This window comes from Rhodoplanes sp. Z2-YC6860 (assembly GCF_001579845.1).
GTDB lineage: Bacteria > Pseudomonadota > Alphaproteobacteria > Rhizobiales > Xanthobacteraceae > Z2-YC6860.
The window spans coordinates 4,198,613-4,218,813 of sequence record NZ_CP007440.1; the positions used below are offsets into that span (position 1 = coordinate 4,198,613).

Annotated in this window: 20 protein-coding genes and 1 pseudogene; 17 read left to right on the forward strand and 4 right to left on the reverse strand. The window is 63.9% G+C overall.

Features of this window, described 5'->3' with window-relative positions; translation table 11 throughout:
- Positions 1-108 precede the first annotated feature (108 nt).
- Complete coding sequence (locus RHPLAN_RS19410) at positions 109-963, forward strand: ABC transporter substrate-binding protein (RefSeq protein WP_198164418.1); 855 nt, start codon at positions 109-111, stop codon at positions 961-963.
- 326 nt (positions 964-1,289) lie between these two features.
- Here the strand turns inward: RHPLAN_RS19410 and rimO are convergent, their stop codons facing one another.
- Positions 1,290-2,654, reverse strand: a complete 1,365-nt coding sequence (rimO, locus tag RHPLAN_RS19415; RefSeq protein ID WP_068020982.1) for a 30S ribosomal protein S12 methylthiotransferase RimO — start codon at positions 2,652-2,654, stop codon at positions 1,290-1,292.
- A gap of 130 nt (positions 2,655-2,784) precedes the next feature.
- On the opposite strand from rimO, the gene RHPLAN_RS19420 reads away from it, so the two are divergent.
- Genes RHPLAN_RS19420 through RHPLAN_RS19430 form a run of 3 tightly spaced genes read left to right on the forward strand, consistent with a single transcriptional unit; the run spans position 2,785 to position 5,417 of the window.
- Positions 2,785-3,762 carry a Bug family tripartite tricarboxylate transporter substrate binding protein gene (locus tag RHPLAN_RS19420; RefSeq protein WP_068020984.1) on the forward strand — a complete coding sequence of 326 codons (978 nt, stop codon included), beginning with the start codon at positions 2,785-2,787 and terminating at the stop codon, positions 3,760-3,762.
- Between the two features lie 15 nt (positions 3,763-3,777).
- Positions 3,778-5,010 (forward strand): aconitase X, encoded by a 1,233-nt coding sequence (locus RHPLAN_RS19425; protein ID WP_068020986.1) that lies wholly within the window; start codon positions 3,778-3,780, stop codon positions 5,008-5,010.
- Positions 5,007-5,417 (forward strand): aconitase X swivel domain-containing protein, encoded by a 411-nt coding sequence (locus RHPLAN_RS19430; RefSeq protein ID WP_068020988.1) that lies wholly within the window; start codon positions 5,007-5,009, stop codon positions 5,415-5,417. The genes RHPLAN_RS19425 and RHPLAN_RS19430 overlap by 4 nt, the downstream gene beginning before the upstream one ends.
- Positions 5,418-5,438: 21 nt before the next feature.
- On the opposite strand, the gene RHPLAN_RS19435 is transcribed toward RHPLAN_RS19430, so the two are convergent.
- The gene (locus RHPLAN_RS19435) at positions 5,439-5,903 is read right to left on the reverse strand and encodes a DoxX family protein (RefSeq protein ID WP_198164419.1); all 465 of its coding nucleotides are present in this window, start codon (positions 5,901-5,903) and stop codon (positions 5,439-5,441) included.
- A 170-nt stretch (positions 5,904-6,073) separates the two neighbouring features.
- Here RHPLAN_RS19435 and RHPLAN_RS19440 point away from each other — a divergent pair.
- From RHPLAN_RS19440 to RHPLAN_RS19470, 7 genes and pseudogenes are all read left to right on the forward strand, one after another.
- A pseudogene (locus tag RHPLAN_RS19440) lies at positions 6,074-6,955 on the forward strand (translation factor GTPase family protein); the annotation flags it as partial.
- A gap of 105 nt (positions 6,956-7,060) precedes the next feature.
- Positions 7,061-7,438, forward strand: a complete 378-nt coding sequence (locus RHPLAN_RS19445) for a hypothetical protein (protein ID WP_157100357.1) — start codon at positions 7,061-7,063, stop codon at positions 7,436-7,438.
- A 72-nt stretch (positions 7,439-7,510) separates the two neighbouring features.
- Entirely contained in the window at positions 7,511-7,783 is a 273-nt protein-coding gene (locus RHPLAN_RS19450) for a hypothetical protein (protein WP_157100358.1), read from the forward strand.
- 8 nt (positions 7,784-7,791) lie between these two features.
- Positions 7,792-9,210: a TolC family protein gene (locus RHPLAN_RS19455; RefSeq protein WP_157100359.1), complete on the forward strand. Its 1,419-nt coding sequence runs from the start codon at positions 7,792-7,794 to the stop codon at positions 9,208-9,210.
- Positions 9,211-9,221: 11 nt separating this feature from the next.
- Positions 9,222-10,619, forward strand: coding sequence for a multicopper oxidase family protein (locus tag RHPLAN_RS19460; protein WP_068020998.1), 1,398 nt, complete (start codon positions 9,222-9,224; stop codon positions 10,617-10,619).
- 10 nt (positions 10,620-10,629) lie between these two features.
- On the forward strand, positions 10,630-11,109 hold the full coding sequence (locus RHPLAN_RS19465) for a cupredoxin domain-containing protein (protein ID WP_068021001.1): 480 nt from the start codon (positions 10,630-10,632) through the stop codon (positions 11,107-11,109).
- Between the two features lie 23 nt (positions 11,110-11,132).
- Positions 11,133-11,435, forward strand: coding sequence for a copper-binding protein (locus RHPLAN_RS19470; RefSeq protein ID WP_068031526.1), 303 nt, complete (start codon positions 11,133-11,135; stop codon positions 11,433-11,435).
- 12 nt (positions 11,436-11,447) lie between these two features.
- Here RHPLAN_RS19470 and RHPLAN_RS19475 read toward each other — a convergent pair whose 3' ends face one another.
- Positions 11,448-12,107, reverse strand: coding sequence for a hypothetical protein (locus RHPLAN_RS19475; protein WP_068021003.1), 660 nt, complete (start codon positions 12,105-12,107; stop codon positions 11,448-11,450).
- 165 nt (positions 12,108-12,272) lie between these two features.
- Here RHPLAN_RS19475 and RHPLAN_RS19480 point away from each other — a divergent pair, with 165 nt between their 5' ends.
- The 4 genes from RHPLAN_RS19480 to RHPLAN_RS19495 all read left to right on the forward strand — a co-directional run bounded on the left by RHPLAN_RS19480 (position 12,273) and on the right by RHPLAN_RS19495 (position 15,842).
- Positions 12,273-13,244 carry a Bug family tripartite tricarboxylate transporter substrate binding protein gene (locus RHPLAN_RS19480; RefSeq protein ID WP_084245209.1) on the forward strand — a complete coding sequence of 324 codons (972 nt, stop codon included), beginning with the start codon at positions 12,273-12,275 and terminating at the stop codon, positions 13,242-13,244.
- 145 nt (positions 13,245-13,389) lie between these two features.
- A complete protein-coding gene (locus tag RHPLAN_RS19485; RefSeq protein ID WP_068021006.1) occupies positions 13,390-13,836 on the forward strand; it encodes a tripartite tricarboxylate transporter TctB family protein in 447 nt (148 codons plus the stop codon).
- Between the two features lie 3 nt (positions 13,837-13,839).
- Positions 13,840-15,339 carry a tripartite tricarboxylate transporter permease gene (locus RHPLAN_RS19490; protein ID WP_068021008.1) on the forward strand — a complete coding sequence of 500 codons (1,500 nt, stop codon included), beginning with the start codon at positions 13,840-13,842 and terminating at the stop codon, positions 15,337-15,339.
- Positions 15,340-15,359: 20 nt separating this feature from the next.
- On the forward strand, positions 15,360-15,842 hold the full coding sequence (locus RHPLAN_RS19495) for a hypothetical protein (protein ID WP_068021010.1): 483 nt from the start codon (positions 15,360-15,362) through the stop codon (positions 15,840-15,842).
- Positions 15,843-15,851: 9 nt separating this feature from the next.
- Here RHPLAN_RS19495 and RHPLAN_RS19500 read toward each other — a convergent pair whose 3' ends face one another.
- The gene (locus tag RHPLAN_RS19500; protein WP_068021012.1) at positions 15,852-16,979 is read right to left on the reverse strand and encodes an FAD-dependent monooxygenase; all 1,128 of its coding nucleotides are present in this window, start codon (positions 16,977-16,979) and stop codon (positions 15,852-15,854) included.
- A gap of 157 nt (positions 16,980-17,136) precedes the next feature.
- Between RHPLAN_RS19500 and RHPLAN_RS19505 the strand changes: the two genes are divergently transcribed.
- Positions 17,137-19,173: a PQQ-dependent sugar dehydrogenase gene (locus tag RHPLAN_RS19505; RefSeq protein WP_157100360.1), complete on the forward strand. Its 2,037-nt coding sequence runs from the start codon at positions 17,137-17,139 to the stop codon at positions 19,171-19,173.
- On the forward strand, positions 19,133-20,095 hold the full coding sequence (locus RHPLAN_RS19510) for an SMP-30/gluconolactonase/LRE family protein (RefSeq protein WP_068031529.1): 963 nt from the start codon (positions 19,133-19,135) through the stop codon (positions 20,093-20,095). The genes RHPLAN_RS19505 and RHPLAN_RS19510 overlap by 41 nt, the downstream gene beginning before the upstream one ends.
- The last annotated feature ends 106 nt before the right edge of the window (positions 20,096-20,201 follow it).

Sequence of the window (20,201 nt, forward strand, 5' to 3'; positions counted from 1 at the left end):
GGATCGATCGGAGCTGTAGTTGTACCCTGGTCTGCGAGAGCTCGTGCTCAGACCGCACGTAAGATAGCGCGTATCGGAATTGTAAGTATCGGTGGTCCCAGCGCCGAAATGACTGGTCCGCTGCCTAGCAATCGCAATGTGCGTGCATTCCTGCGCGGAATGGCCGAACTGGGTTACGTTTTCGGCCGCGATTTTGTGACTGAACCGCGCGGCACCGAAGCGGCCACATCGATTGCCGAACTTGCTAATCTTCATGTCGATATGATCGTTGCTACTGGCGGCGGTGCAACGCTTTCCCTGCTTAAGCAGGCAACGAACACAATTCCGATCATTATGACGGCCTCTCCCGATCCCGTGAAACAAGGCTTCGTGCAAAATCTGGCTCGGCCGGGAGGCAATTTTACCGGGATGAGTTTGCAGAGCCTTGAACTCACGGGCAAGCGTCTGCAAATCCTGAAAGAAATTGTGCCCGGAGCCGTTACGGTGGCGGTGTTTTGGGAACCAAACAATCCCGAACTGTGGTCTATCGCTCAGGCATCCGCTCAAGTTCAGGGATGGAAACCCTTATCCGTCGAAATTCGCGATCCGTCTGACATTGCAATGGCGTTCAAGACCGCAGCTGAAGGGGGCGTTGGCGCGCTCCTGATACCGTCCTCTGGACTTTTATTTAGCCGCGCGAAGCAGATTACCGAACTGGCCGCACGCCACCGTCTTCCCGTAGTTTACGAGTTGAGGCAGTTCGTCGACGTCGGCGGGCTCGTCTCATATGGCGCCAACATCGAGGAAATTTGGCGACGTGCCGCAAGCTATGCTGACAAGCTAATGAACGGTGCCAGTCCCGCCGAACTGCCTATTGAGCAGCCGACAAAATTCGAGCTGGTAGTCAATTCACGCACAGCGAAAGCGCTTGGATTGACGATCCCGCCCGCCGTTCTCATCCGCGCCGACGATGTCATCGAATAAGACATGCTAGGCATGACTTATCCGCCGATAGGCTTGTCTTTGTCCGATTTGGGTCAATCACGTCGTTTTGCCTTGATAAGGCGATGTCCGGCGTACCTCCGATTAATGCCACGGGAGCGGATATCGATTTCGAAGCAAAATGTGCCCGACTCGGAAGTCGCGACGACGCGACCTCAACCGACTGTCTCCCAGCCTCATGGGTGAGGGCGAGCCCGCGCGTAGCGCAAGCAAGCATCGCGAACCGTGCGGCCGCGCCGTCCTTCGAGACGCATTGCTCCGCGATGCCTTCTGGACGAGGGCGGAGAGAGAACGGTGCCAGATGACAGCTAGAATCCGACCACAGTGCCGTGCAGGTCGTACTCGTCGGCGCGGTCGATCTTCACCGTCGCGATTTCGCCGACGCGGAGCGGTCTGCGGCTCGCCACATAGACCGCGCCGTCGATCTCCGGCGCGTCGCCCTTGGAGCGGCCCTTGGCGACCGAGGGGCCGACCTCGTCGATGATCACCTGCTGGCGGGTGCCGACCTTGCGCTTCAGCCGCTTCGTTGAGATCGCCTGCTGGCGCTGCATGAAGCGATGCCAGCGCTCCTCGACCACATCCTTCGGCACGGGAGCGGCGAGATCGTTGGATACCGCGCCGGCGACCGGTTCGTAGCGGAAGCAGCCGACGCGATCGAGGGCGGCCTCGTCGAGCCAGTCGAGCAGCAGTTCGAAGTCCTGATCGGTCTCGCCCGGGAAGCCAACAATGAAGGTCGAGCGCAGGGTGATGTCGGGACAAATCTCCCGCCAGCGCGCGATCCGCGTCAGCGTCTTCTCCTGCGCGGCGGGCCGCTTCATGCGTTTGAGCACATCGGGCGCTGCGTGCTGGAATGGAATGTCGAGATAGGGCAGCACCACGCCCTCGGACATCAGCTCGATGACGTCATCGACATGCGGGTAGGGATAAACGTAATGCAGCCGCACCCAGGCGCCGAGCGTGCCGAGTTCGCGGGAGAGATCGAGGAACCTGGCCTTGACCTCGCGGTCCTTCCACTGGCTCGCCGCATATTTGATGTCGACGCCATAGGCCGAGGTGTCCTGCGAGATCACCAACAGCTCTTTGACGCCCGCCGTCACCAGCCGCTCGGCCTCGCGCAGCACGTCGGCGGCGGGCCGCGACACCAAGTCACCGCGGAGCTTGGGGATGATGCAGAAGGTGCAGCGGTTGTTGCAGCCCTCGGAAATCTTCAGATACGCATAGTGGCGCGGCGTGAGCTTGATGCCCTCGGGCGGCACCAGGTCGAGAAACGGATCGTGCTGCGGCGGGGCGGCCTTGTGGACTGCGGCGACCACGCTCTCATATTGCTGCGGACCGGTGATCGCGAGCAGGTTCGGAAACTTGGCCGTGATCTGCTCGGGCTCCGCGCCCATGCAGCCGGTGACGATCACCTTGCCGTTCTCGGCGAGCGCCTGGCCGATGGCGTCGAGCGACTCCGCCTTGGCGCTATCGAGGAAACCGCAGGTGTTGACGATGACGAGGTCGGCGCCCTTATGCTCGCGGCTGAGCTCATAACCTTCAGCGCGCAGCCGCGTGATGATGCGCTCGGAATCGACCAGCGCCTTCGGGCAACCGAGCGAGACGAAGCTCACCGCCGGCGCCGTCTGGGCCGTGGTTTTGGAGTTGGGTTTTCTGGTGGCGCGGGGTGTTTTCACCGGCGATCAGCTATAGGCGATTGACCGCCAAATCAAGGCGGAACGGCCGTAAAGGCTTGGCAGCGTGAAGATTTGCCGGCCAACACCCAGTTTCGTAAGCTTTGCCTGTCGCGCACCAGGAGGCTGGGTCATGGAGCGAAGACGATTTCTGGCCTATGGCGCTGCCGCGGCCAGCGCCGTTCTTGCGTCGGGCCTGGCCCGCGCGGAATCGTTTGCCGGCAAGCAGATTCGCCTGATCGTGCCGTTCCCGGCCGGCGGGCCGACCGACATCGTGGCGCGGCCGCTGGCGCAGATGCTCGGCGACGCGCTGAAGGCCACGGTCATCATCGACAATCGCGGCGGCGCCGGCGGTTCGCTCGGCGCCGATGCGGTGGCGAAGTCGGCGCCGGACGGCCACACGCTGCTCATGGCGACGGTCGGCACTCATGCGATCAACACCAGCCTGTACAAGAAATTGCCCTATGACGCGGTGAAAGATTTCACGCCGATCGGGCTCGTCGCGACGGCGCCGGTTGCGATCGTCGTGCATCCATCGGTCCAGGCGCACAACGTCGCAGAACTTGTCGCGCTCGCTAAACGCAGCAGCGGCAAACTGAACTACGGCTCGGCCGGCGTGGGCACACCGGGCAATCTCACGGGCGAGATATTCAAGGCCGCGTCCGGCATCCAGCTCCAGCACGTGCCGTATCGCGGCAGCGCACCCGCATTGACTGACCTGATCGCGGGCCAGATCACGCTGATGTTCGACCCGCTGCAATCCGTGTTGGCGAATGTGCTGGGCGGCAAGATCCGGGCGCTGGCGATCAGCAGCAAGACGCGTTCACCGGTGCTGCCGAGCGTGCCGACCATCGCCGAGTCCGGTTATCCGGGTTTCGAGGCCACCGCGTGGTGGGCGGTGTTTGCTCCAGCCGGTCTTGCGGCCGACGCCACGGCCGCGTTGTCCGATGCGACCGCCAGGATCGTGCGCAGCGGCGATTTCCGCGCCAAGCTCGAGCCGTTGGGCGTCGCGCCCATGGCATTGAGCGGCGCGGCGTTTGCCGACTTCCAACGGGCGGAGCTTGCCAAGTGGGGCAAGGCGGTGCGCGACTCCGGCGCCAGCATGGACTAAGCGGGACGACAGGGAATGAAGCTCAACGACGAAGAACAGGACATCCTCGCAGGCAAATTCGGCCCGCTGCCGCAGCAGGCGCTCGCGCACCAGAAATCGGTCGGCGAATTCTTCGGCGCCGACAATTTCGTGCCGGTGACGCAGGCGCACATCATGGCCGACACCGAAAGCCTCGGCGAAGCCGGCGTCCGCTGGCTGGAGAAGCTCGCCACGATCGCCGAAGGACAGCGGCAGGTGCGGGTGCCGACCATCACCGATCCGCGCGGCACCGACTTCGCCAAGGCCGCGACGCTCGGCCAGACGCAGGCCATGCTCGATCTCGAGCGCCGCGCGATCGACGCCTTCGTCAAGCTCGGCGTCACCATGACCGACACCTGCATCAACTATCAGACCGTGCAGGCGCCGATCGCCTATGAGCACGTCGCCTATGGCGACACCGGCGTGGTGATCTATTCCAACTCGGTCTGCGCCGCGCGCTCGAACTTCGAGGGCGGGCCGTCGGCGCTCGCCGCCGGCATCACCGGGCGCACGCCGCGCTATGGTTTCCATCTGCCGGAGCAGCGCCGGGCGACGCTCCGTGTCGTGGTCGACTTCACGCCGTCGACGCTCAACGAATGGGGCGCTCTGGGCGGCGTGATCGGCAGGCTTGCCGGCAATTACTGGGCGGTGCCGGTGATCGAAGGCGGCGAGGGCGTGCCGAAGTCCGATCAGCTCAAGCACTTCGGCGCCGCCATGGCGAGCTTCGGCTCGACCGCGCTGTTTCATTGGGTCGGGATCACGCCCGAGGCACGGCAATTGTCCGACGTGGCGTCGGCGGGCCTGCCGGGCCATCGCGTCACCAAGACCGATATCGAGGTGCTGCAGAAGTCGTATCTGGTCGACGACACCGTCGACGTCGTGGTGTTCTCCGCGCCGCAATTGAGCCTTTACGAACTGCGCGATCTGGCGGCGCTCTGCGATGGCCGGCGTTTCAAGGTGCCGCTGCTGGCGGTCACCAGCCCGCAAGTGAAGCCGGACTGCGACCGCATGGGCTACACGGCGCTCATCGAAGGCGCCGGCGGCTCGGTGCTGTCGGGCATGTGCTTCTACCAGTCCTATGCGCGCGAGATCGCCGACGCGAAAGGCTGGAACCGGCTCGCCACCAACAGCGCCAAGCTGGTCAACATTCTGGGCGGCTACGGCTACCGGCCGATGCTGGCTTCGATGGAATCCTGCGTGAACGCAGCCGTTAGCGGGAAATTGTCATGAGCACGAAAATTTTCCGCGCCCGGCAGGCCATGGGGCGCACGGTGCGCGGACAGGCTTTGGTGGCCCATGACGGCTTTTCGGCGCGTTACGATCTCGACCGCATCAAAGGCGTGTTCTCGCGGCCGGCCCACAAGCTCGTGGGCCAGTCCTATGTCGGCAAGATCCTGGTGCTCGACACCGCGAAAGGCGGCGTCGCCACCGCCTGGATGCTGCACGAGATGCAAGCGCGTGGAATCGTTCCGCTCGCTCTCGTTTTCAACTCGGTGAACCCGATCCTGGCCCAAGGCGCAGCGCTCGGCGACGTGCCGATGCTGGCGGGCTTCGATGAGGACATCACCACGGCCATTCCGCATGGCGCGCAGGTCGAGGTGAACCCGGAGGCCAGGTCGATTTCGATCCTAGCCTAGAGATCGATCTGCGCTGCTGTTCTAAAGCTCGCGGCCGAGCTTGGCGTCGAGCGAATAGGGGCCGCCGCCGCGCATCAGGATCGCCAGCCAGATCAACTCCCAGAACAGCGGATATTCCCAGCCGCCGCCCTGCCGATTCCAGTTGAAGCCGGCGAAGCCTCCGCCCCAGTGCGCGTGGAAGATGATCACCAGGAATTCGACGAAGATCATCCCCGCGATCAGGCGGGTGAACAGGCCGAGAATGATGCAGACCGCGCCGATCGTCTCCAGGAAGAAGATCACGTAGGCCATTGCGAGCGCCGGCTCGATGCCGCGCCGCGCCATGCTGTTGGTCGCGAACGTCGCGACGCCGACGTTCAACACTTTGTTGATGCCGTGCACAAGCAACATGCCGCCCGCTGTGGCGCGGACGACGAACCATGAGAGATCGCGGGTCTTGTCGTAGTGCGGTCCAAGCGCCGCAATGAGCGGTCTTGGTTCTTGCATCGATGGTGCCATTTGGTGCCCCCGGTGGCGCAAAGATGAAGTCACACGGTTATGGTAGATAGGTTCCAGGAGCGCCGGAAGCGCCGCGCGGATTTCCATGTGCAAAGGTGGTTCGCTGTTGCGGTGCGAGACGAACAGCGCATTGAGATGCATCCATGATCGGCCGCCATCCCGCACCAACGCTGGTGGAAATCGCAATCGAGCCGAAGTCCAAGGCGGACCAGCAGAAGCTCGGTGCGGTCCTAGCGAAGCTCGCCGCCGAGGACCCGTCGTTCCGCTTTTCGACCGATGCCGAGAGCGGCCAGACCATTATCAAGGGCACTGACGAACTGCATCTCGATACCAAGATTGATATTCTCAAGCGTACCTACAAGGTGGAAGCCAATATCGGGACGCCGCAGGTCGCGTACCTTGAGCGGATCAGCCGCCCAGTGACTGTGGAATACACCCACAAGAGGCGGCTTGGCCCCAAGGGCGAGTTCGCGTCCGTGAAGATCGTCGCCGAGCCGCTGCCGCCGGGTAGCGGCTTCGAGTTCGTCAACGGGATCGTCGGCGGCGCGGTGCCCAAGGAGTACATCCCGGGTGTCGAGAAGGGCCTCGATTCGGTTCTGAGCTCAGGCGTCCTCGCCGGCTTCCCGGTGGTCGACCTGAAAGTGTCGCTGGTCGACGGCAAATATCATGATGTTGATTCATCCGAGCTGGCATTCGAGATAGCGGCGCGCATGGCACTCCGCGAGGCGCTGCAGATGGGCGGGGCGACGCTGTTCGAGCCGATCATGAAGGTCGAGGTCCTCGCGCCGCAGGACTGCGCGGCATGGGTCATCCGCGATCTCGGCTCGCGTCATGCACATATGCAGGAGCAAACTCAGCAAGATGACATGGTGGCGGTCAGCGCGCTTGCGCCGCTCGCAGCCATGCTCGGCTACCACAATACCGTGCCTGCTATAGGCCAGGGCCGCGTGACGTTTACCATGCAGTTCCATCACTATGCGCCGGTGTCTCTCCCGGATGAGCCACCGCCATTCCGGCCAGCGATAGGAATGCGTGCATAATTCCTGCGCGGTTGAATTGCCCTCTGTCTATTCGATATGATGGGCCGCTGTCGGTGGAGCGGAATGTTTCGTCTTTTGGGCAGGCGTGCTGTGCGGATGCGGGCCGTGATCGCTTTGATCGCGGCCTACGCGCTGTGCGTGCTCGCGCCGCACGTGGCCCTGGCGCTGTCCGACGGCGCCATGGCGGTGCATTGCCTCAATATTCCGGACGACGTGGTTGCCGTGCATGATCATGCCGCCATGGGGCACGACCACGGTGCGATGCATTCGCATCAGGATCATGGTTCCGCGCCGACCCACCACGATCACAGCGGCAAATCGCTGCCCGGTGACTGCTGCGGCGTGTTCTGCATGGGCGCGCTAGCCAACGCAGTTGGCGTCGACGTCGGGCATGAGCGTATCGGCTCGCCCGAATTTGCCGCGCCGGTGATCAAGCTCTCCGGCGACGAGCCTGACCTTCCGTACCGACCTCCGAACGTCTGACGGCTGACGAAAAGCCTGCGTCGGGCGCGTTTGCGCCTGCGCTTGGTCGTGGCTGTCGACATGGAGGTTTTGATGCGTGCGCATCGTGTTGTGCGCTCCGTCCGCCATTTCTGGCGGAGGCGGGGGGCGTTGTTGTGGCTTGCCGTGAGCGGGCCGATGCTGCTGGTGCAGGGCTGCGCCATATCGCCTGGGCCGCAAGCCGGCGCGGATCCGTCGGATGCCGCGGCGCGTGTTCCAACATCCTCATATCGCAGCGTGACTCGCGGCTACGAAAGCCGCCGTCCGGTCGAGCCCGCGCCGTGGCGCGAGCGCAACGACAGCGTTGCGCCGGAGCAGAAGCCATGAGGCCGGTCATGCACAGGACGCTTTGTCTCGGAGCGCTGGCCGGCACCGCAATGCTGGCGGGCTGCGCATCATTTTCCGCCGACCGCGGCATGGACGCCGTCGCGCGCCACGCGGGTGAGCCGCTGCGCAAGGAGACCGTTGCGTTGCGCAGCGACACGGAGGCGGACGAAGCGCGCGACCGCGTCCAGACGCTGCTCAAGCGACCGCTGACCGCCGACACCGCCGTGCAGATCGCGCTCTTCAACAACCGTGACCTGCAGGCCGAATACAATCTGCTCGGCGAGGCTGAGGCCGCACGCATCCGCGCGAGCCTGCCGGCCAATCCGAGGTTTTCGCTGTCGCGGGTCGCGGGCGGCGGTGCGCTCGAAGCCGAGGCGCAGGTCGCGCTCAGCATCCTTTCGCTCGCCACATTGCCGGCGCGGGCCGACATCGCCACCGACCGTTTCCATCAGGCGCAGCTCCGCGCCGCCAACGCGACGCTGCGTGTCGCGGTCGAAACCCGTCGCGCCTATTACGAGGCGGTCGCGGCGCGCGATCTCGCGGGCTTCCTGACCCAGGCGCAAAGCTCGGCGGACGCCGCGTCCCAGCTGGCCGTCAAGCTTGGCGAAGCCGGCACCATGAACAAGCTCGATCAGGCGCGGAACCAGGTGTTCTACGCCGAGATGACGGCGCGGCTCGCGACGGCGCGGCAGCGCGAAACCAGCACGCGCGAGCGTCTCGTTCGCGCCATCGGCCTCTGGGGCTCAGACCTCGGGTTCCGGCTGCCGTCGTCGCTCCCGGCGCTGCCGGGCCGCGTGCGGACCGCCGTATCGGTGGAGCGGGAAGCGGTGTTGCGCCGGCTCGATCTGCAGATCGCGCGCATGGAGGTCGCGGCGCTGGCGAAGTCCTACGGTCTCACCAACGCAACACGCTTTCTCGACGTGGTCGAGGTCGCGGGCATCTCCAAGCGCGTGCAGGAGCCTGGCGGCGACAAGGCCACCGAACGCGGCGTGGGCCTCGATTTCGAGGTGCCGCTGTTCGACTTCGGCGAGACCAGCGTCCGCGGGGCCGAGGAAGCCTACATGGGCGCGGTCAATCGTCTCGTCGCCAAAGCCGTCAATGTGCGCTCGCAGGCGCGCGAGGCCTATCACGCCTATCGCGGTAGCTACGACATCGCGCGGCACTACCAGCGTGAGGTGCTGCCGCTCCGCAAGGTCATCTCGGACGAGACACTGCTTCGCTACAACGCGATGCAGATCGATGTGTTCGCGCTGCTCGCGGAAGCGCGCGAACGCATCGCTTCGACCACGGCGGCGATCGAGGCGCAGCGCGACTACTGGCTCGCCGACACCAACGTGCAGGCCGCCGTGCTCGGCGGCGACACGACCGGCACAAGCCCTGCGTCCGGCGCGATGGCCGCGGCTCCCGAAGCCGCAGGCCACAACTAGAGGAGACCCGCATGACCATGTCCCGCCGCAATTTCTTTGGCGCCTCAGGGGCGTTGTTCGCAAGCGCATCCGCGATCAGCGGACGCGCCCAGGCCGCGAGCATTCCCGAGGCCGTGACCGTAACGTCGCCCGCCATGCAGCCGCCGCTCGTGCCTTCGAGCGGCCCGGCCTATCAGCCGGTCGTCACGCTGAACGGCTGGAGCCTGCCGTGGCGCATGAACGGCGACTGGAAGGAATTCCACCTGGTCGCCGAGCCTGTGGTGCGCGAATTCGCGCCCGGCATGAAGGCGCATCTGTGGGGCTACAACGGCCAGTCGCCGGGCCCGACCATCGAGGCGGTCGACGGCGACAAGGTGCGCATCTTCGTCACCAACAGATTGCCCGAACACACCACGGTGCACTGGCACGGCATGATTTTGCCGAACGGCATGGATGGCGTCGGCGGGCTGACGCAACCGCACATCAAGCCCGGCAAGACCTTCGTCTACGAATTCGTTCTCAAGCGCAGCGGCACCTTCATGTACCACCCGCACGCCGACGAAATGGTTCAGATGGCGATGGGCATGATGGGCGCCTTCGTGGTGCATCCGCGCGATCCGAACGAGCGGCGGGTCGACCGCGATTTCGTCTTCATCATGCAGAGCTACGACATCGACCCCGGTAGCTACACGCCGAAGGTCACCACCATGACCGACTTCAATCTGTGGGCCTGGAACAGCCGGGTGTTCCCCGGCATCGACCCGCTGGTGTGCCGATTGGGCGAACGCATCCGGGTGCGGATCGGCAATCTCACCATGACCAATCACCCGATCCACAAGCACGGTGAGCCGTTCACGGTGACCTGCACCGACGGAGGCTGGGTGCCGGAGAGCGCGCGTATCCCCGAGGTCACGACCGACGTGCCGGTCGGAGCCATGCGCGTCTTCGAGTTCGCGGCGAGCGAGCCGGGCGACTGGGCGATCCATTGCCACAAGTCGCATCACACCATGAACGCGATGGGCCACGATGTGAAGAACTTCATCGGCGTCGACAAGAAGGCGGTCGCCAAGACCATCCGCAAGCTCGTGCCGGACTACATGCCGATGGGTTCGGCCGGCATGGCCGACATGGGTGCGATGGAAATGCCGATGCCGGACAACACGCTGCCGATGATGACGGGTTTCGGCCAATACGGGCCGATGGAAATGGGCGGGATGTTCTCGGTCATCAAGGTGCGCGAAGGGCTTGCGGCCGGCGACTACAGCGACCCCGGCCCATACAAGCATCCGCCCGGCACGGTGGCCTACGAGTTCACCGGCAATGCCGCACCGCCGGTGCGGCGCTCGGAGCCGCAGCCTTCGCGCGCCCCGGCCGCCGAATTCAACGTCATCAAGCCGGGCACCCGCCCGAATTCAAAACATCAGCACTGAGGAGAGAAACATGTTGCTTCGTCGATTGTTCGTGCCGTGCGCGCTGGCAGCCTTCGCTGCGCTCGCGCCGTCGCGCCTCAACGCCCATGAAGCTCACAGTCACACGGCATTCTCGGCCGGCCAGCCGGGCGATCCGAACAAGCCTGCGCGCGTCGTGAAAGTCTCGATGCTGGAAGACGGCAAGAAGATGCTGTTCGAGCCCGCCCTCGTCGAAGTCCGGCGTGGCGAACAGATCCGCTTTGTCATCACCAACAACGGCACCTGGGACCACGAATTCATGCTGGCGTCGAAGTCTGACAACCGAAAGCACGCCGCGGTGATGAAGAAGTTCCCACACATGGAGCACGACGATCCGAACGCCAAGCGACTCGCGCCGTTCAACAGCGGCGAGATGGTCTGGCGTTTCACCAAGCGCGGCGAGTTCGAATACGCCTGCCTGATCCCGGGTCATCTCGAGGCCGGGATGCACGGCAAGGTCATCGTCAAGTGATCGGAATGGAAGGAGCGCGAAACATGAAATACGTCGCACGCATCGCCGCAGTTCTGGCCTTGGTCGCCGCCGGGCCGCTGACAGCCACGGCGCAAAGTCAGGACATGATCGCCGGTCAGGTCACCAAGGTCGACGAAAGCGCGCAGAAGGTCACCATCAAGCACGGGCCGATCAAGAAGCTCGGCATGGACGAGGGCATGACCATGGTGTTCCGCGCGCCCGATGCCGCGATGCTCAAGGGGCTGAAAGCGGGCGACAAGATCAGGTTCGAGCCGGAGCAGGTGAATGGGCAGTTCACTGTGACGAAGATCGAGAAAGCCAAATAGCGGCGGGAGAGATCAACCCGCCACTGTCAGCATGTCGTTCTTCCCGACCGTAACCTCGAGGCTTTCGCAGAACTCGCGTTTGCCGTTCAACTCGAGACGCATGCGGTGCTTCGGTTGCTTGGGCTCGCCGCCGAGCTTCACCACGTGGCGGGAGCCCGAGCCGTCGTAGCTCGTCACGCTCCGGGTGCTGAAATTCCCGGAGCAGGCGCCAACGACCTCGTGGCCATCCACGGTTTGCTCGTCTGTCGGCGCCCACAGGCTCGGGCCGATCGGATCGGGCAGGCCGACTGGCTTCGGGTCGAAAAACCAGAAGTGGCGTTCAGCGCCGCCCGGGCCGGTCTTGTCGTTGCTGACGAGCCGATACTGGTAATAGAGCTTCTTCTCCCCGCTGAGCGTCGCGATGGTCGCCTCGACCATGTCGTCGACGCGGAAATTCTCCGGCTTCTTCTCGCCGGGAAATCGGATTTGCACGGTGTGCGCGGCCGTGAAACGGAACGGCCTCGCCATCTGCGGTGCGGCACTCGTCGGCTTGGCGCGTCTTGTATCGGTCTTTGTCTTCGCGCTTTTGGGCCCGGCGCGTTTGACTTTAGTGCTTTTGACTTTTGCGCGTTTGACCTTGGCCTTCGCTTTGGTGCGCGCCGGTTTGGCTTTTCTGGCTTTTGCGGCGCTCATGGCAGAATCCTTTCGACGGTGACGAGCCACCACAGTTATCCGACCGCGGCTCGGAACTGAACCCACCGATGCGTCAATGACGCGCCGGCCGGGTCATTTCCAGGATTGCAAAAGCCGCCGTGTCATGCAGGGTTAGGCCGGATAAAAACAGCGCGGGAGGATGGAATGCGGCGGATACTGGCAGCGATGATTATGGGGCTTGCGCTGACGGGGCCCATGGCCACGCAGAGCTCCGCGCAGACCTATCCATCGAAGCCGATCCATATTCTGGTCCCCTATGCGCCGGGCGGCATCGCCGATATCGCGTCGCGCATCGTTGGCGCCAAGCTGACGGAGGCCTGGGGCCAGCAGGTGGTGGTCGAGAACCGGCCCGGCGGCAACGGCTTCATCGCCATGACGGCCGGCGCCAAGTCGGCTCCGGATGGCTACACCCTTGTGATGGCCACCGTCGGCGATGTTTCGGTCAATCCGTCGCTGTTCAAGGACATGCCCTACAAATGGGAGGACTTCGAGCCGATCGCCACGATCAGCGACGCGCCGATGGTGCTGGCGGCCAATGCCGGCACGTCATACAAGTCCGTGGCTGATGTGCTGGCCGCGGCCAAGGCGCAGCCCGGCCGCATTTCGTATGCGACCCCGGGCAACGGCAGCGTCAACCAGATCGCGATGGAGTGGCTCGCGCTCAACACCGGCACGCAGTACCAACACATTCCTTACAAGGGCGGCGCGCCGGCAGCGGCCGCGCTCGCCGCGGGCGACATTCCGATCGGCGTGCTGGCGAGTTCATCGGTGGCGCCGCAAGTGAAGGCAGGACGTCTGCGGGTGATCGCGGTGACGGGTGCGCAGCCGTCGAAGTTTAATCCGGAATGGCCGACGTTGCAGTCGCAGGGCGTGAAGGACGTCGACCTGTCGAACTGGACGCTGCTGATCGCGCCGAAGGGCACGCCGAAGGAGATCGTCGATAAGCTCAACGCCGAGGTGGTGAAGCTCCTTGGTGCGCCCGACGTCAAGGAGCGCTTCGCGACGGGCGGTGTCGAGACCATTCCGTCGAGCCCGGCGGAGCTTGACGCCCGTGTGAAAAAGACCGCGACGCAGCTCAGCGACATTGTTGCGAAGGCGAAGATCAGGGCGGACTGATCGTGATTCCTCGCCGTATTGCGCCATTCTCTCCCGGCCTCATGCTGAGGAGCGACCGTAGGTCGCGTCTCGAAGCATGGGGCCGCCCCATCCTTCGAGACGCATTGCTACGCAATGCTCCTCAGGATGAGGCGGAGTAAGAATTATGCGAATTCGTGCACCGAAGGATTTCTGGGCCGGCCTGTTCTTCATCGCCGTGGCCCTGGGCTTCATGCTGCTGTCCACCCAGTACAACATGGGCAACATGCACCGCATGGGACCGGCGCTGTTTCCCACTTTGGTGGGCGCGCTGTTGGCCGGTCTTGGTCTGATCATTGCTGTCCGGTCGTTTGCCATCGACGGCCCGCCGGTGCCGCGTCTGCAGGCTCGGCCGATCCTGATCAGCATCATTGCTATCTCGTTGTTCGGCGTGGTGCTGGCGCATTTCGGGCTGGTCGCGGCAGTCACAGCGCTGGTGGCGGTTGCGGCGTTTGCGTCGGCCGAGAGCAAGCCGCTGGAGATCGCGGGTCTTATCGTTCTGCTGATCGTGTTTTCGGTCGGCGTGTTCGCCTGGCTCCTCGGCCTGCCGATCCAGCTCTGGCCGGAGTTCTGAGCGATGGAAACGCTTGGCAATCTCGCCTTCGGCCTCGGCGTCGCGCTCAGTTGGCAGAACCTGATCTACTGCTTCATCGGCTGCTTCCTCGGCACGCTGGTCGGTGTGCTTCCCGGCATCGGTCCGGTCGCGACGGTCGCGATGCTGCTGCCGTTCACGTTCGGGCTTGGACCCGCGCCCGCGCTCATCATGCTGGCCGGCATTTATTACGGCGCGCAGTACGGCGGCTCGACCACGGCGATCCTGGTCAACATCCCGGGGGAGTCGTCCTCGGTCGTCACCACGCTCGACGGCCATCAGATGGCGCGCAAGGGACGCGCCGGGCCGGCGCTCGGCATCTCGGCGATCGGCTCGTTCATCGCCGGTTGTATCTCGACGCTGGTGGTCGGCTATTTCGCGCCGCCGCTCGCCGACGTCGCGCTGAAGTTCGGCCCGGCCGAGTATTTCTCCCTGATGGTGTTCGGCTTGATCGCTGCCGTGGTGCTGGCACGCGGCTCGGTGATCAAGGCGATTGCCATGGTGTGTTTCGGCATCCTGTTGGGGCTGGTCGGCACGGATGTGAATTCCGGCTCGATCCGCTTCGCCTTCGGTGCGCCCGAATTGGCCGACGGCATCGGCTTCGTCGCGCTCGCCATGGCGTTCTTCGGCATCACCGACGTGGTGATGAATCTGGAGCATACCGACAAGACCGATGTCTACAAGGAGCGGATCGGCAGCGTCCTGCCGTCGCTCGACGACATTAAGACGAGCTTCTGGTCGATCATGCGTGGCACGGGCCTCGGCTCGATCCTCGGCATACTGCCGGGCGGCGGCGCGCTGCTCGCCTCGTTTGCCGCCTACATGTTCGAGAAGAAGATCGCCAAGCCCCCGCGCCATTTCGGCGAGGGTGACATTCGCGGCGTGGCGGCGCCCGAATCCGCCAACAATGCCGGCGCGCAGACTTCGTTCATTCCTATGCTGACGCTCGGCATCCCGTCCAACCCGACCATGGCGCTGATGATCGGCGCGCTGATGATCCAGGGCATCCAGCCCGGCCCGCAGGTGATGACCGAACGGCCGGAGCTGTTCTGGGGCCTCGTCGCCAGCATGTGGATCGGCAACCTGATGCTGCTGGTGCTGAACCTGCCGCTGATCGGGCTCTGGGTGAAGCTTCTCGCCGTGCCGTATCGGCTGCTGTTTCCGGCGATCTTCGTGTTCTGCTGCATCGGCGTCTACACGGTCGACAACAAGATATTCGACGTCTATGTGCTCGCGGCGCTCACAGCGGTCGGTTACATTCTGATCAAGCTCGACTGCGAACCGGCACCGCTCATTCTCGGTTTTATTCTCGGCCCGATGATGGAAGAGCAGATGCGGCGCGCCATGATGATCAATTTCGGCGATGTCTCGGTGTTCTTCACCCGGCCGCTGTCGGCGGCGTTCCTGATCGGGGCGGCGGTGCTGATGCTCATCATCGCGCTGCCGGCATTGCGGGCGAAGCGCGATGTCGCGATGCAGGAGTGAGTTTTCGCGGGAGTGACGCCATGAAGCGGCTGTTGGCGGGGAGCGTGCTTGTTGGCTTGAGCTTGGTTGCGGCTGTGATCACGGCGGCAGCGCAAGCGCCGCAACCGCCGCAGGCTTACCGGCCCGGCGTCGGCGATCTCATGACCGCGACCATCCAGCCACGGCACGCCAAGATCATGCTTGCCGGCCGCGAGGCGAACTGGCCGCTCGCGAAGTATGAATTGCATCAGCTCCAGGAGGCGCTTGACCGGGTGGTGCAGTCCTGGCCGCGCTGGAAGGGCTTGCCGCTCGGTGGCATGGTTGAAGCGGTCGAGAAGGGGCCGATGGCCGACGTTGAGCAGGCAATCGACGCGAAGGATAGCGCCCAGTTCGTCAAGGCATTCGGCCAGCTCTCGGAAGGCTGCAACGCCTGCCATCAGGCGGCGAATGTCGGTTTCGTCGTCATCAAGGCGCCAGATGCCTCGAGCTTTCCCGATCAGGATTTCAAGCCGGTCAGGCCATAACAGGTCGCGTCAGGCGTATTCCGGCAGCGGCTCGCTCCAGGCGTCGTAGCCATAGACCCAGTCCGGATTGGTCGGCTGGCGCATGAAGGTGTTTTGCTGCGAGGTGCCCTGAATGCGCGCGGTGCGTTCGCGCCGCGCTTTGGCAAAGCGCGCGAAAGCCGCCGGCAAGTCTTGCGGCTGCTCGGCGATGCAGCGGCTCAACACCACGGCGTCCTCCATCGCCGTCGCCGCACCTTGCGCCATGTATTGCGTCATGGGATGCGCTGCGTCGCCGAGAAGCACCATCGGGCCATTGCTCCAGGCGGGCAGGGGATCGCGGTCGACGATCGCCCATTTGTGCACGCTGGGGCAGGCTTGCACCACGCGCTGCACCTGTTCATGGAAGCCTGTGAATGCCGCGCGGAGCTTGCCGAGATCGCCGATGGCCGACCAGGATTCCACGGTGAACTCCGGCTCCGGCACGCTGGTGACGAAATAGACCTCGTCGCGGTTCGCTGTGACGTAGTAGATCACGATGTGGCGGTCCGGCCCCCACCACTTGCAGCACTGATCGATTTCAAAGCCCTTGAGCAGTGCGGCGGGAAACGTGGTGCGGTAGGCGACCCGGCGGGTGTAGTTGGCCTTCTCCTGGCCAAGCCATAGCTCGCGGACGCGCGAGTGGATGCCGTCGGCTGCGACCACGGCGTCGGCCTTGACGCTGCTGCCGTCGGTAAAGCGCAGCGTAACGCCGCCGGAACGCCAATCCAGGTCGATCAGCTTCTTGTCGAGCGCGATCTGTTCTTGGGGCACTCGCGACGCCAGCGCCTCATGGAGGTCGCCGCGATGCATCAGGAGGTACGGCGCGCCGTATTTGGCTTCGGCTTGCGCACCCAGCGGCAGTTCGTTGGTCAGCGCGCCGGTGTCCCAGTCGCGGTTGGTCCAGGACTGCGGCTGGAACGCCCGCGCGCGAATGCGCTGTTCGAGTCCGATGCCGCGCAGGACCTTCATGGCGTTGGGGCTCATCTGGATGCCGGCTCCCAGCCGGACGAAACCCTTGGCCTGTTCGTAGATCCGCGTCGTGATGCCGTGGCGAGCGAGCGCTGAGGCGAGCGTCAGCCCGCCCATGCCGGCGCCGATGATCGCAATGTGCGGTGCCATCCGGTCGGGTGCTCCCTTTTGATGTTATTCACGGTTCTTGCCGGCTTTCCGTTCCGGGTCATGTCAGTTAAGCGTTGTTTGCCGCTCGATGCTACATCGTCATGAGATTCACTCGCATCCCTGAATCATGAAACGCGCAGCCCTTTTGTGTTTAGCCATGATGGCATCCATTGCCGCGTCGTTTGGGCAAGAAGGAACGCACGAGTGGACGCTGGCGCAAGCCCCGAAGCCGGGCCGCTACGCAACCGGCGCAGAGCGTTGCGGTGCTGCGCCTTACGACTATCCGAAGCTGCGGATCGGCACGCGCGCCGGATATTGCGCGGGCCTTGCCGCCAGCCGGGACGATGGATTGCAGTTTCCACGATCGATTGTCCAAATCCCCGGCCACGATCTTTTCGTCGTTGCAGACATGGGCGCCTGGGGGGCCTTCAAGGGACGCTTGCTGTTGTTTGATCCGGCGCAACCTGCGGGACGCCGCATCAAGGTGCTGCTGGAGCGCGTCGACTATCCGTTCGGGCTTGTGATCGGGCTGGATCGGAAGGTCTACAGCTCGACAACCGAAACGATCTTCCGCTTCGATCCGCTGGCCGCGACGCCCAAAGACACCGTCGAGACTGTCGTTCAAGGCCTGCCATCGCGCAACATCACGCTGCCGGACGGCACGAAGGTCGCCGAAAGCGTCCACCTGATGAAGGCCTTCGTCTTCGACAAGACCGGCCGCCTTTACGTCAATGTCGGCGCGCCGACCGATGCTTGTGTCGCCAAGGGCCCGGCCAACAAGCCTTGCGCCGCAGGCGAGGGCGCTTCCCCACTCGCCGCGATCTGGGCTTTCACGCCGCCAACTGGCGGTATCTTTCCGGCGCTGAAGCCCGGCGATCCAAATCCGCCGCGCGAGATATTCGCGCGTGGGCTTCGCAATTCGATGGCGCTCGCTGTCCATCCGGAGTTCCCCGACGCTGGCTTCGCATTTCTGCAGGCCGAGAACGCGCGCGATCTCGAAGACCCGCTGAAGCCCAACGAGGAGATCAACGCGCTACAGCGGGGCAGGCACTACGGCTGGCCCTATTGCTACGACCTTTCGACCGCGAGTCAGGAATTCAAGACGCTCCTGCAGGCGAGCGGCCCTTACAAAGATTTTTGCAACAATGGCGCGGCCTATCGCGCGCCATATTCTTTGTTGCCGCCGCATGGCGCGCCGCTCGGCATGCTGTACTACCAGGGCAGCCGGTTTCCTGAATTGAACGGCAAGCTGATCGTTGGTCTCCACGGCTACCGGCCGGCCGGCAGCCGGGTGATTTTTTATGACGTCGATGCCAAAGGCTTTCCGGTCATCCATCCTGCGCCGGTACACTACAACTTGAGCTGTGCGGCCGAGCCGTCGCGGCCGTTCCAGACCGATCGCGAGAAGGCGGTGCCAGCCGCGGCCTTCACCGAGTTGATCGGCGAATGGCATCGCGTGAACGGCGTGCGGCCGCAAGGCGCGCCGGTCGGCATGACGGTTGCGTCGGATGGTGCGATCTGGCTGGTCGAGGACAAGAACGCGACCATCATCCGGATCGACAAGGACGCCGACGCGAAGGCCAAGCCTTTGCCGTGCAACGTGCGCAGCGATCTGCAGATCGACGAACTCGTTGGCTATGTCACGAAAGACAAAGGCAACCGCGAGCGGCTGACGCAGCTACGCACCGATCTCGTCGAAAAGCACTGCTCTGGATGCCACTCCGACTTTGGCCTCAAGCCGCAGCAGAGTTCCGAACAACGCGATATTGTGGCGTTACGGTTTGTGTTGTCCCAGGATGGTTGGGTCTATCCCGGCGACCCGGAATCCGGTCGCTTGCGTGCCCGCCTGCGCGGCCTGGGCCGCGAGAAGGTCATGCCGCCCGATGGTCGGGAATTGCTCAAGGATGCAGCCTATCGGCGGCTGCTCGACACCGTCGACAACCTGGTCGCCACCATGGTGCCCGGCCAGCGCATGCGCGTGCGGCTTGGCCGCGTCGAGCGAGGCTTCCGTGACCGCAGTGGCAAGCTTTGCGGGGCGATTCCTTCAGGTCATGTTGTTGTGGTGGTCGACAAAAACGCCCAAGAGAAACCTGGTTTCAGCCGCATCTACCGACCGGCGGATATCTTCCTGAACGGCGAATGCGCGGATGGCGATGGATATTACCTTGAGACGCGCAACCTGGATTCTTTGTAGCTTCGGCGCATTGTTCGCGGGCGGCCTCGTTGCGGCCGAACCTGTACTGTTTCAGAGCCGGCAGATCGCGCGGAGCGGCGAATATACCTTTGGTATCGAAGGGCCAGCCGTCGACACGGCCGGCAATCTTTATGTCGTGAACTTCCAGAGGGCCGGCACCATCGGGCGCCTGAAGCCGAGCGCGAATGCATCCGAACTGTTTCTGACACTGCCTGAAGGCAGCATCGGCAACTCGATCCGCTTCGCTCGTGACGGTCGGATGTTCATCGCCGACTACAAGAAGCACAACATCTTCGTGGCCGCGCCCGGCAGCACTGCGCTGGCCACGTACTTTCATTCCAATCAATTCAATCAGCCCAACGACATGACCATCGCCGCCGACGGCACGATCTACGCCAGCGATCCGAACTGGAAGCGGCGCGACGGGCGGGTGTGGAAGATTTCGCGCGCAGCCGACGGCACGGTGTCGGGCGAGATCATGACAAGTCCTCGTGCCATGACTACCACCAACGGCCTCGATCTCAGTCCGGACGGCCAGACACTTTATGTCGGAGAGTCCGAAACGCTGGAAATCTGGGCCTATCGCATCGAAGGCACGACCTTGGCCGCGCCGCGGCTGGTCAAGAAATTCGACGGCCAGGACATCGACGGCATCCGCAGCGATATCGACGGCCGGCTCTTTGTCACGCGCATGCTCAAGGGCACCGTGGTGATCCTTGATGCGAGCGGCAGGCAGGAGCGAGAGATTCCGTTGACTGCGGCCGAGCCCAGCAACCTGGCGTTCGGCGGCGCCGACGGCCGCACCGTCTATGTGACGCAGCGCAAGGGCGGGTATATCGAATCTTTTATGACGGATCGTCCGGGCCGCGAATTCTGCCTGCAAGGCGACCGCTGTCTGGGCTTGGCCCGACCACGCCGCTGAACCGATGTTGTGGGGACCCGCGTCGCAAAACGGTCAACTCCGCGCCAAAAGTCGTTGACGACGGCATCGCATAGGCGGCACGCTAATTGCTTGGAAAATGCGCAAG